Source organism: Bacillota bacterium (genome assembly GCA_024655925.1).
GTDB lineage: Bacteria > Bacillota > DTU025 > DTU025 > JANLFS01 > JANLFS01.
On sequence record JANLFS010000023.1, the window covers coordinates 21,536 to 32,868 of the forward strand.

Annotated in this window: 11 protein-coding genes and 1 pseudogene; all 12 read right to left on the reverse strand. The window is 60.7% G+C overall.

The features are described 5' to 3' along the window. Positions 1-116: 116 nt before the first annotated feature. Positions 117-404 (reverse strand): hypothetical protein, encoded by a 288-nt coding sequence (locus NUW23_05260; protein MCR4425586.1) that lies wholly within the window; start codon positions 402-404, stop codon positions 117-119. An 18-nt stretch (positions 405-422) separates the two neighbouring features. After that, a complete protein-coding gene (locus NUW23_05265; GenBank protein ID MCR4425587.1) occupies positions 423-968 on the reverse strand; it encodes a BMC domain-containing protein in 546 nt (181 codons plus the stop codon). Continuing rightward, positions 965-2,173: a 4Fe-4S dicluster domain-containing protein gene (locus tag NUW23_05270; GenBank protein ID MCR4425588.1), complete on the reverse strand. Its 1,209-nt coding sequence runs from the start codon at positions 2,171-2,173 to the stop codon at positions 965-967. The genes NUW23_05265 and NUW23_05270 overlap by 4 nt, the downstream gene beginning before the upstream one ends. Before the next feature lie 305 nt (positions 2,174-2,478). Then, positions 2,479-3,063, reverse strand: a pseudogene (locus NUW23_05275) (phosphate propanoyltransferase). A 53-nt stretch (positions 3,064-3,116) separates the two neighbouring features. Beyond that, positions 3,117-3,410 carry a BMC domain-containing protein gene (locus tag NUW23_05280; protein ID MCR4425589.1) on the reverse strand — a complete coding sequence of 98 codons (294 nt, stop codon included), beginning with the start codon at positions 3,408-3,410 and terminating at the stop codon, positions 3,117-3,119. A 265-nt stretch (positions 3,411-3,675) separates the two neighbouring features. Next, on the reverse strand, positions 3,676-4,506 hold the full coding sequence (locus tag NUW23_05285; GenBank protein MCR4425590.1) for a class II aldolase/adducin family protein: 831 nt from the start codon (positions 4,504-4,506) through the stop codon (positions 3,676-3,678). A gap of 28 nt (positions 4,507-4,534) precedes the next feature. Continuing rightward, a complete protein-coding gene (locus tag NUW23_05290) occupies positions 4,535-5,191 on the reverse strand; it encodes a class II aldolase/adducin family protein (protein ID MCR4425591.1) in 657 nt (218 codons plus the stop codon). Positions 5,192-5,198: 7 nt separating this feature from the next. Next, entirely contained in the window at positions 5,199-6,740 is a 1,542-nt protein-coding gene (locus NUW23_05295) for a carbohydrate kinase (GenBank protein ID MCR4425592.1), read from the reverse strand. 32 nt (positions 6,741-6,772) lie between these two features. Beyond that, positions 6,773-7,720: a sugar-binding transcriptional regulator gene (locus tag NUW23_05300; protein ID MCR4425593.1), complete on the reverse strand. Its 948-nt coding sequence runs from the start codon at positions 7,718-7,720 to the stop codon at positions 6,773-6,775. 99 nt (positions 7,721-7,819) lie between these two features. Beyond that, positions 7,820-8,977: a uroporphyrinogen decarboxylase family protein gene (locus tag NUW23_05305; GenBank protein ID MCR4425594.1), complete on the reverse strand. Its 1,158-nt coding sequence runs from the start codon at positions 8,975-8,977 to the stop codon at positions 7,820-7,822. Between the two features lie 166 nt (positions 8,978-9,143). Continuing rightward, entirely contained in the window at positions 9,144-10,145 is a 1,002-nt protein-coding gene (locus NUW23_05310) for a TRAP transporter substrate-binding protein (GenBank protein MCR4425595.1), read from the reverse strand. A gap of 126 nt (positions 10,146-10,271) precedes the next feature. Continuing rightward, on the reverse strand, positions 10,272-11,333 hold a 1,062-nt coding region (locus NUW23_05315), incomplete at its 5' end, for a TRAP transporter large permease (GenBank protein MCR4425596.1).

Sequence of the window (11,333 nt, forward strand, 5' to 3'; positions counted from 1 at the left end):
GATACCGGTATCCCGGCAGAGTCCCTAGGTTTCACGAACCTGGTCTGCCTGGAGCGGGCGAGACAGCCGAATGACTAGAGGGCTTCTTTCTTCTTTCGCGACCGTCACTCTTTCACCTACGCTCCCGCCTCGTCTCGGGCCTTTTGCATCACGGCCCGGACGACGCACAGGGCCTCTTCGCGGCTTGGCTCCCGTCCGAGACTCTTCCGAAGCTGGTCCACTATCGCGTGAACCACCCGCCTGGCGATCCCATCTGCATCCTCCGCTTCCCCAAAAGCGATCTCGATCCCGTGCTCGTGGGCGTAATCCCACGCCCCGGGAGTCACGATAGTTCCTCTTTGCACCGTGACCCGGTTGCCCGGATGCCCCTTCGCAAGATCGGCCGCCGTGATCAGCCCCGCCATGCCCACACCTCCGATCCGTCACACTCCGAACTCGACGAGGCCCCAAGCAGGAGCTGGGATTACCGCTTTCTCCGCCAGAAGCCCGCGGTTTGCGGCCTCCATGGCCCCGGCCTCCACTGCGGCTCTCACCGCGTCCACCCGGCCGGTCATCGTCACGAATGCCTTGCCCCCAAGCCCTAAGGCCAGGCGAACCTCGATGAGCTCCACCGACGCCGCCTTCGCCGCCGCATCAGCCGCGGCAACCGCGGATGCCGCAGAGTATGTCTCTATCACACCTAAACTCTCGATCCCGGGCGGAACGGACGTGCCTGTGATCGCAGGCCACACCCCGGGGTGTATGCTCGGTATCACAACCTGGTCCACGACGAACTGCTCACCCGCGTCCACCCCCGCGGCAACGGAACTCGCCACCTCCGCCACGGTGCCGTGCACTAGGGCCACGAACTTCCCGGGACAGATCGGCTTCGCCGCGAATAAGTCCACGCCCGCAGCCTTGAGCATCGCATCCGCGGCCACGTAACCCCGGGCTATGCTGATCAGCTCCACTATCCCTACAGCGTTCAAAGTTCGATCAGCTCCTCCCGGGTTGCCTCCGTAGCAGGCCCGGACCCAGAGTGTTGACCATGGGCGTACCGCGAAAGGCCCAGCCGCGAGACGATCCGCCTGGATGGTATCTGCCTGCCCGCCCTCGCAGGATGAGGCGGCTTCGGCCCTCTTTTCGGGGCCCACTTGACCCGCGCCTCCGCCATGGCCGCCTTGACCCGCTCATTGATGCACCTGGGGGACAAGCCCATGGGGCAGACGAGACTGCACACTCCGCACCCGGTGCATAACCCCGCCATCGTAAGCTCCGGGTACTTCGATAGGTCCTCTGAAAGGTCGGGGTTTCGGTACCCAAAAGCCCTCATGATCAGATGGGGCTCAAGCGGGTGGCCAAGAAGGTACCTCGGGCAATGGTCCGTGCATTGGGAGCATGAGATGCACGCGGACCTCGCAAGCCTCACCTGGTGTTCAATGCTCCTACGCTTCTCCGAAAGAAGCGAGTGGCCCGATGGCAACACGATCACGCCTGACGTGGTCTTGGTGACTATGACCTTCTCGAGGTCCGCGCCTGGGGGGATGATCTTCCCCATCATCGGCCCATCCTGGACAACCTCGAACCCGCCCCTAACCCGTGCCGTGACCCCACCCGCCGCTTCGATCAGCCGAGCGAAGGAGGCGCCTACGGGTGCCTTGAACGTGGCTGGCCGTTCAACCTCGCCTGTAACAGTCACGAACTTGTGGGTCACCGGATGTCCGGATACCGCGCGGGACACATTGAGAAGCGTCTCCACGTTAGAGACTACCGCGCCAGCAGCTAGTGGAATGCCCCCTGCCGGGACCACCCGGCCCGTTGCCTCGTACACCAGAACGTGCTCGTCCCCTGCCGGGTAGAAGTCGGAAAGCTCGATAACGGAGATGTCCATCCCCGATCTCCGGGCCGCCGTGCGCATCGCCTCGATCTCCCGAGTATTCTTGCGCTTGATCCCCACGATCCCGCGCTTCGCTCCGACACATCCCATCATCACGGCCATCCCCGCGACCACCTGGTCCGGGTAGGCCCTCATGATCGCCTTGTCCTTGGCAAGCAGGGGCTCGCACTCCACACCGTTTCCGATAACGACCTCTGCAGCCCCACGCGCCTTTATGTGAGTCGGGAACCCCGCACCGCCTGCCCCAACGACCCCCGCCGCCTCTATTCTCTCTGCATCCGAGAGGGTTCCAGTCATCTCGCCATCAACTCCACCCCGCGCTGCCTCGCCGCATCCCGTGCAAGGGGAGTGACGATGGCGGAAGCCCCGATAATGATCCCACGGCCGGACTGGGCTGCGGCAAGCACGTCCTCCTCTGTGATCAAGGCCTTGGAGGAGAGGTCAACCGCACCGGGCATGGGTGATGATGTGGGTCTGGCCGCAGGATCCCCTGGACCGGGACCTCTCGCGCTCCCAGGCCCAGGCTGGGCCTTCCCAAGGCCGGCCCCGCCCGCGACCTCACCGTTTGAGCGGAACCCCGAGACCGCGGCCCCCACCGGCCCTGCAAGCACCCATGCGGTATCCCCATGGGAGCATCCCGCGGAGTTGGCTTCATCCGTGTCCAAGTGCAGCTCAAGACGGTAGGACTCACTCACCCTCACCGTCACCCCACCGAATACAACCGGCCTGCGCCCGGTCCCTACCGCCACCGCGACCTCTTCTCCGTCGGAGAGGCCCAGGTGCCGCGCATCAAGTGGAGCCGCATGCAGATGCCTTGCAGCGATGATGACCCCTTCACGAAGTGTGACTGCCCCGGCAGGCCCGATCAGAACCGCACCCGCGGACCCTGCTATGTCTCCGGAGTCCCTGACTGGGGCATCTATCCCCAAGGCCCTCCCATCACTTCCCGCGAGCTCCACCTGGGTCTTTCCCCGAGCCGGGCCGAGCACCCGCACCCGCTCCAAGGCCCCTTTCGGCCCTGCCACCACCACGGTCTCCTCCGCGGCGAACTGTCCAGGCTGCGAAAGCTCGTTTCTCACCTTGAGGGCGTGCCCCGGGCCGAACAAGGCTTCCACGTGCTCGGCTGAGAGGTGCACGTGCCGTGCGGACACTCCCACCGGCACAGGCGCTCCTCTGAGTCCGGGCACTCCTCCGCCCGTCTTGCTGCTCACAACCGGAACCCCCTACACTCCAGTCACAATCACTTCTCCTCGGGAACCCGCCCAGCGTTCGGCAGGATCATCTCCACGTCCCCATGAGGCCTCGGGATCACATGCACGGACTTGAGCTCCCCAACCTTCGCCGCCGCGGCAGCGCCCGCCTCCACGGCCGCCTTCACCGCTCCGACGTCCCCACGGACCATCACCGTGACGAACCCCCCGCCGATCTGTTCCTTTCCGATCAGCCTGACATTAGCCGCTTTGACCATGGCATCCGCGGCCTCGATCGCTCCCACGAGCCCCCGGGTCTCAACCATTCCAAGTGCGATCTCCATCGTTTGCCCTCCATTTCCCTTTTGCAGGATTCCATCTATCATGCAGCCCCCCGGGCCGTCCTTCGCCTTACGAGGCCGCCTGCCTGCCGCACTCACCGCTTGACCCCCAGTACCTCATCCACTAGCTGCGCGATCTTCCGGTCATCCAGCCTGCGCAAGGCCTCCCGCTCAACGGGGGAAAGCCCTGGTCTCCCGGCTTGATCTGGCGATGCCTGCCGCGAAAGCCCGGCCTCGATGTCGCTATACCTCTTCCACTGCTCCTCAACTACTTAGACAGGAACGGCAGCATTTCTCGAGTTATTCTGGCGATCAACCTGTCCAAGTCAGTGGGGGTCTGGCACGATCCGATAGTGCCTTCCCCGGTACATGTGCCCCCATTGCAGAAGTTCGTTCCGCCCTCTTGCGTGGCCACGGCCTGCTCGGGATAGTCGGCATGTTGTATGCATCCCGTATCCTCCGGCCTAAGCCTGCTTCGGATCTCGAAGAGCTCCTTCTGCTGTGCATCTGTGAGAGCGTTCTCGTTACCCAGCAGCTTCGCGACGAGTGAGATCTTGGCAACTGCCTCTAAAGTTTCCATCTTGTAGTAGGCGTCGAACAAGTCTGTCCCCACGGTAAGCGCGCCGTGGTTCGCGAGAAGCATTGCGTCGCACTCGCATATCTTCTTCGCTACAGCCGCCGGAACTTGCTCGGTGGTTGGTGTAGCATATTCCGAGAGTCCGATCTTGCCGAGGTTGAACACCACCTCGGGCAAGGTGATCCTGTCGAATCCCACTCCCGCCACGGCGAACCCTGTCGCCGTCGGAGGATGAGCGTGGACCACTGCCCTTATCCCCGGACGCAGTCGGTATACTGCAAGGTGCATCTTCATCTCGGTGGTGGGCTTCATGAACCCTGAAAGGACTTCGCCTTTCAGATTCACCTTGATAATCTGGTCCGGACTCATGAACCCTTTGCTGACCCCGGTCGGGGTGATCAGGAGTTCGTCCTCGGTGATCCGGGCGCTTATGTTCCCATCGTTGGCCGCCACGAAGTCTTTGGCGTACAGCCGACGCCCAACCTCCACGATAATGTTCCTGAGGTCGCTTTCTGTCGACACCTGGTTTCCTCCAATCAAGGCCAAGGTATCAGGCCTTACCGTACTTATACAGGAACCTGAACCTCTCCTCGTGAACCAAGGAGTCGGGGATGATGCGTTCCCCGACACCCATCTGTTTCATGAACAAGTATAGCTGGGCTGTCTTCTCCAGAACCCTCGCCACGGTCAGAGCCTCGTCCATGTCCTTCCCACAGCAGACAGCACCGTGGTGGGATATGAGGACAGCATTCTTGTCTTCGAGAGTCTGCGCCGCGAGGTTAGCCAGGTCGATGTGGTGGCCCGCGGGTATGTACTCGGGGGTGCACCTGACAGTTCCTCCGATGATCTGCGACTGCTCCTCAACTATCGGAGGTATGTCCATCTCCGCCGCGGCGAACACAGAAGCGTAGAGCGAGTGGTTGTGCACCACGCACCCGATGTCCTCTCTGCGCCGGTAGATTGCTGTGTGCAAGTCGGTCTCTGAAGATGGCACACGGTTTCCTTCGATGACCCGCCCGTTAAGGTCGACGGTGACCAGGTCATCCGGAGTCATCGTATCGTAATTGACTCTGCTGGGAGTGATTATGACACCCGCTTCCGTCCGAACACTGATGTTTCCCCACGTCCCCAGCACCATTCTCTCGGCCTGCATGAACCTGCAGGCATCCACGATCTTCTGTTTGGTTTCTCGCGAGAACGGCTCCATGGTGTCCCTATGCCTCCCCGCTAGTGAGCCTGGCCCGAAGGTCCCAGGTGTCCCAGAGCTGCTTGTAGGTGAGCCGGTAGAGCTCGTAGAGACCCTCATAAAGTGGCTTCTTCTCCGGGTCCGGGTGGTGCCGCCTTGCGGTCCTCACGGTTCGCTTGACTGCCTCTGAGAAGCTCGGGTAGACCCCAGTGGCAACCCCGCAGTTGATCGCCGCCCCCAGGGCCCCCAGTTCCTCACCCTCGGTAATTACCACATCCGCTCCCAGAGCGTCCGCGAAGATCTGACACCAGGCCCGGCTTTTAGCCCCGCCACCGCACAGGTTCACTTCTGCAACAGGGATGGGCATATGCTTGTAGCAGTCGAGCATAGCCATGGCAATTCCTTCGTACACCGCGCGGAGCAAATGGTGGTTCCCGTGGTTCAAGCTTATTCCGGTGAAGCTTGCCCTCGCGCTCGGCTTGACGAACGGAGCGCGCTCCCCTCCGGGGAAGAGGTATGGGTGGAACACGACCCCCTCACTCCCCACCGGGACACTGTCGATTATGGCCGCCGCGTGGTCGTAAACATCATGCCCCGCGTTCCGAGCGTCCGACACTATCTGCCCGCCCATCTCCCTGAAGAACCATTCAAGATTAGGGGTACCTGCCATGGCCGCCATGAGCCGGATCCACCTCGACTCGTCACAGTGGCACAGGGTCATCCCCATCATCTTGGGCTCGAGGAGCGGGGAATCCATGACGACCTCGTGTATGGCCGCAGTGCCCATGATGGTGCACGCCTGGCCATTCTCTATCGCTCCCACGCCCAGGGCACAGGCAGACACATCCATCGGACCGGACGCAACCACCACATCCCCAGATAGACCCAGATCCCGGGCCACCTCAGGGCGGATCTCCGCGAAATTCTGCGGGCACGGCCTGACCTCGGGGTACTTGTCCATGTACTTCTGGATGCCGTAGAGTTCGAAGAGCCGGCGATCGTACTGCCGGGTGCTCATGTTGAGCAGGGGCAGGGACTCATCGGTCTCGTCCGTGCTGGTCACGCCTGTGAGCTTGTAGAAGAGCCAGTCCTTGCAGTGGAATATGACCTGTGCACGCTGGAGGGACTCAGGTTCGTGCTTCTCGAGCCAGCGAACCTGGGCGCTCTGGGACCCTGTGAACACCGAAGTCCCGCAGATTTCGAACGCCGCGTCCGCCGTGCCGTCTGCATGCCAGGTGGCTATCTCCTCACTGGCCCGCCCATCGCACCAGCATATACCCGGGCGCACCGATTCTCCGTTCCTGTCGATCATCCAGGTGCCATCGCCCTGCGCAGTAATGCCGATGCCGATGATGGAACCTGGTTCCACGCTTTGGGCTAGGGTCCGGATGCACGTCCTGACCCATTCCCAGAGCTCGTTCATGTCCACCTCGACCCAGTTGAAGGCGGGTGAAAGGATTTTGGTGGGGATACCGTGGGATTTGATCTCCCGCCCGTCCAAATCGAACAGAACAGCTTTCGTCACAGACGTCCCGGCGTCTATGCCCATGATGTACTTGCCCTTGGCCATGGTAATCCTCCCATCTGCGAGCGGCCGATAATCTATGGCCCTATTTCGATGAGTTTACGAGCGGTATCCTCGTCTGTCACTAGCACGTTAATGTACCTGGCGCGCAGGGCGCCGAGGATCGCCCTGACCTTGACCTCACCACCTGCAACTCCTATCACCTGACCCACCGACCCTAGCTCGTCCGGCTTGAGGCCAACCAGCCTCTCTGACAACCTTGAAGGGACGAGCTTACCGTCAGCATCGAAGTGGCAAGTCAACATCTCTCCCACCGCGCCTCTCGCCACCAACTCCTCGAGTTCCGTCTGGCTCAGGTATCCGGTGAGCAGAAGTGTGGACTGTTCGGAGACATCCCCGATGCCCGCGATCACGATATCGGCGTTTCTGGCCATATCCAGAGTTTCCTGTATGCGCTTCTCTTTCATGAACACATCACGAGTGAGGGGAGAATCCGCTAAGGCAGGGGCCACGAGGTAGTGGCTCTCGGCGCCGAAAACGTCCGAAATGCGGTTCATGACCGCGTAGGGGTGGTGGGCCATGGAAGGGGCGAGTCCGCCCAGCAATGAGACCACCTTCACCCCACGGACCGGCGTTGGTTCCAGGAACTGTGTCATCTGGAAGACGGTCCTCCCCCATGCAGTTCCGATGACGCAGCCCTCCGAGACCAGACTCACAAAATAGTCCGCGCATACCCGCGCGAGATCTCTAACGAGCATCGAACTGTCTGACGGAGACGCGGAGACGCGGGCATCGAGCAAACCGAATCTGGCCTTCAGCTCATCCTCGAGCTCCAGGCAACGAAGCATGGGGTCGTTGATTCGGATCTCGACAATGCCTTCCTTCCGACACTGGGAGAGAAGTCTCTGGACCTTGATCCGGGACAGGCCAAGCTCTTTAGCTATTGCGTCCTGGGTCTCGGATTTGAGATAGTACTTCTGGGCGATCTTCACCTTGAGACGCCTCTGTTCGCTACCTGAGGCCACTGTTCACACCTCACACCGGCGTGCATTTGTTCGTAATCTGATCAAATACACATATTCTCCGGCCGCGAGGCTTCTCCTGCAGCCTCCAGCAAGTCTCGGCTATCGAAATGCCCGGGCGAAAGCTCGAATCTGTTCATCCCCGGCTTCGAACAGGGTCCCACCTGCGAACGGAATGTGCTTCGCTCCCCTTATTGACCCCTGGGCCAGACACCTTCTCGCCTCAACCTTTATGCTCTCCGCGTCCCCGCTGGCGAGGCATGCAGGATCGAACCCTCCCATCAGGACGACATCTTCCCCGAGCTTCCGCCGGACTTCTGCCAGGTCCGCGTCTGCCCAGGTCGACGCCGTCGCGGGAACCAGGGGTTCAAGGACATCTGGGTGTATCCTCGCTATCGAATCAAGGTAAGCCATTACTCTGCCACAGTTGTGGTAGACCGCCACGGCTCCAGACTCCTTGATCACTCGGATCAGGTCCCGGTCCATCTCTTCCCCGTACCGACTATAAGTGTCAGGGGAGATCATGCTCATGGAGGAGTTGTTGATGATGACCACATCCAGCTTCCCGGTGGAACAGAGCCTGGTCAGCGCCGCCGCGCTGTACTCGTGGAGCCTGGCCAGAAGCTTCCGGACCCAGGCTGGCCTCTCCATGAGGTCGATACAGAACTGCTCTGCACCTCTCAAACTCATTGCTTCCTCTATCACCCCGGGGTAGGTGAACATCACCACGCCCCGATCCCCGACCAATTGGCCCAGCCTGATCAGGCGGGATAGATCCAGGTCCGCCGGGTCGGGCCTGAGTGACAGAACCTCCACGTCCTCTTCCTTCTTCAACATGTACTCTATAGGCCATCTCTGGCCCCTCTGACACACTGCCTTCCCGGTAAGCGCTCCCCAGGGCGTGGTCACAGTTCGAACCGCGACCCGCCTCCCTGGCTCATTCGGATCCGGTTCGTACAGCGTGGAACTCCTCCAACGCTGGGTGGCTTCTGGGTTCCACGGCAGCAACGCATCTGGGCAGGAGAACACCGTGCACCCGTGCCACCAGTGCGGAAGCACAACAGGGTCGAGTTCGAGCCGGTCCATAACTTCCAACAGGTACCCCACCCCGGAAAGGTGTAAGACTTCAGGGCCGCCGGCTATCCCCAGGTTCCGTGCTCGCTCCAACAGAAAGCCCACGCTGAACCGGCACGACACAGGCAAAGGGTCTGCCTTCTCTCCGCGCATCGCCCTCAGGAGCCGGTCTCGAGCGCCTTCCATGTCTCCCAACTCCTTATCTCTCCAGACTCCCGCCCCAACTCAATAGAAGGGGCCGGCCCGGCCGGTGTCCTGTCCAATATCCCTTCCCGGGAATACGGTCAGAACCCGCGGCCCCTTGTGCCGGCCCTTTGTGCTTGGGTTACTGCCTTTGCCAGGCCGCCCTCTGCTACTTGGCGTTCAGGATCTCATTGACCAAGTCCGGACCGCCCGGCACCTTGGCCGCGAGCTTCTGCCGGACCGACTCTGTTGCCTTGAGTAAGGCCTCCCGGTCGATCTCGTAGAACTTCATTCCCTCAGCCTTGAGTTTGTTCTCGAACTCGAGGTTCCGGGCAGCCTGCATCTCCCTCTGCTCGCTCCACGCCTGCACCGCAGCATCCTTGAGTGCTTTTCGCTGGGCGTCGGACATCTTGTTCCAGGTCTTCTCGCTCACCAGGATCAGCCAGGGTTCGAACATGTGGCCTGTGCGGGTGGCGTAATTCAGCTGCTCGTAAAGCCTGGGCTCGTAGACGTACTCGTTGATGTTCTCCATTCCCTCAACCACGCCGGTCTGGAGGGAGGTGTAGATCTCACCGAACGGCACAGGAGTCGGGTTGGCTCCCAGAGCCTTGAAGGTCTCAACGTGGACGTCGGACGGAGGGACCCTGATCTTCATCCCCTTGAAGTCAGCAAGCGACTGAATCGGCTTGTTACGGGTATAGGTATACCTGAACCCAGGGAAGCCTGCGGTCAGGGCTCTCATTCCAGTATTCTTGATGAGCCTGTCATTGAACTTGTTGAACAGAGGCCCGTCGATTACTGCTTTAACATGGTCGGTGTCTCTGTAGATGAAGGGCAGTGAGAGCAGGCCTATTGACGGCTCGAACACGCCGAGGTTGCCTGGGGAGGCGATGCAGATATCCAGTACACCCGCCATGAGCTGCTCTATCATCTCCCGCTCCTGCCCGAGGACACCGCCGTGGAACACCTTCATCTCGAGAGTCCCGGCGCTGTTCTTCGCGACGAGTTCGGCCATCCGGTCGAAGGACACTCCTATGACGCTGGCTGCGGTGTTCTGGTTCGCCGCGGTCAGTGAGATCTTCGTTTGCGCCGATCCTCCTGACGCCATGGCCAGGATCAGGGATAGCGTCAGGGCGCATAGCACCAGTCTAGTTCGGAATCTGTTCATCATGTGGCATCTCCCTCCTGCGATAATTGGTCTTGGGCCGCTCTCCGGATCTATCGGACCTGCACCGCTACAGTTGTTTACATCCACCTCCTGTTCGCACACTAGTCCTCCGCGCCGAACCCACAGGCCCTATCTCATTACGAGACCAGGTAGGAACAGCACGAGTCGTGGGAAGAGGACTGTCAGGACGAGCACGAGAACCATGACTCCTACCTGCGGGATGAGGGTGCGCAGTGTAGACTTTAGCGTGGTCTTGCCGATTGTGCATGTGAGGAACAACAGCATCCCCACAGGGGGTGTCACCAGTCCAATGATCAACGCGACAGTCGCTGTGACTCCGAAGTGGACCGGGTCTATCCCGAAATGCATCGCTATGGGGTAGAGAAACGGTATTACTATGATCGCAGCGGACGTCGCTTCCATGAACATCCCTATCACGAGAAGCAGGGCGATGATAACCAAGTGCGCCACAAGCTGAGTGTGAGCGACTTTCTCGATCCACCCGGTCATCAGTACGGGGAGGCTCTCCCGGGCCATGATCCAGCTGAAGATGGAGGCAGTGGCGAGGACGATCACAGCGACCGCAGTTGACTGTGCTGAGCGTGACAGTATGTCCACGAGATCTCGAGCCGTCATCTCCTTGTAGATAAACAGGCCCAGGATGATGCTGTATACGACGGCCAGCACTCCTGCCTCGGTGGGGGTCACTACCCCGAATACGATCCCCCCGAGGATGATCAGCGGGGTGACCATTGCGAGAGCAGCATCTTTGGCCGCTCCCACAAGTTCTTTGACTCCAGCGCGAGGCTTTGTGGGTATCCCTCTATTCCTGCAGTAAAAGTAACTGACGACCATCAGGCCAAGGCCTATCATGATCCCAGGGACGAACCCTCCAAGGAACATCCCGCCCACAGAGACGCCCGTGATGGCCCCGAGGAGCACCATGAAGAGGCTCGGGGGGATTATGTTCCCTATGCACGCCGAGGTAGCAGTGATGGAGACGGAGAACTCCGAATCATAGCCCTCCTTGACCATGGCAGGAATGAGCATCGCCCCGATGGATGAGACATCCGCGGCGGACGACCCGGATATCCCAGCGAACAGCATGCTCGCGACTATGTTGACCTGGGATAGCCGATCAAGTCCGATTTCTGGTGTAAAATCCCTCCGGTAGCTGACGGCCGAAATCAG

Bases quoted from the DNA above. Each gene is read 5' to 3' on its own strand.
- NUW23_05290 (MCR4425591.1), bottom strand. From the start codon at position 5,191: ATGGAGCCGTTCTCGCGAGAAACCAAACAGAAGATCGTGGATGCCTGC.
- NUW23_05305 (MCR4425594.1), bottom strand. From the start codon at position 8,977: ATGGAAGGCGCTCGAGACCGGCTCCTGAGGGCGATGCGCGGAGAGAAG.
- NUW23_05260 (MCR4425586.1), bottom strand. From the start codon at position 404: ATGGCGGGGCTGATCACGGCGGCCGATCTTGCGAAGGGGCATCCGGGC.
- NUW23_05280 (MCR4425589.1), bottom strand. From the start codon at position 3,410: ATGGAGATCGCACTTGGAATGGTTGAGACCCGGGGGCTCGTGGGAGCG.
- NUW23_05295 (MCR4425592.1), bottom strand. From the start codon at position 6,740: ATGGCCAAGGGCAAGTACATCATGGGCATAGACGCCGGGACGTCTGTG.
- NUW23_05310 (MCR4425595.1), bottom strand. From the start codon at position 10,145: ATGATGAACAGATTCCGAACTAGACTGGTGCTATGCGCCCTGACGCTA.
- NUW23_05270 (MCR4425588.1), bottom strand. From the start codon at position 2,173: ATGACTGGAACCCTCTCGGATGCAGAGAGAATAGAGGCGGCGGGGGTC.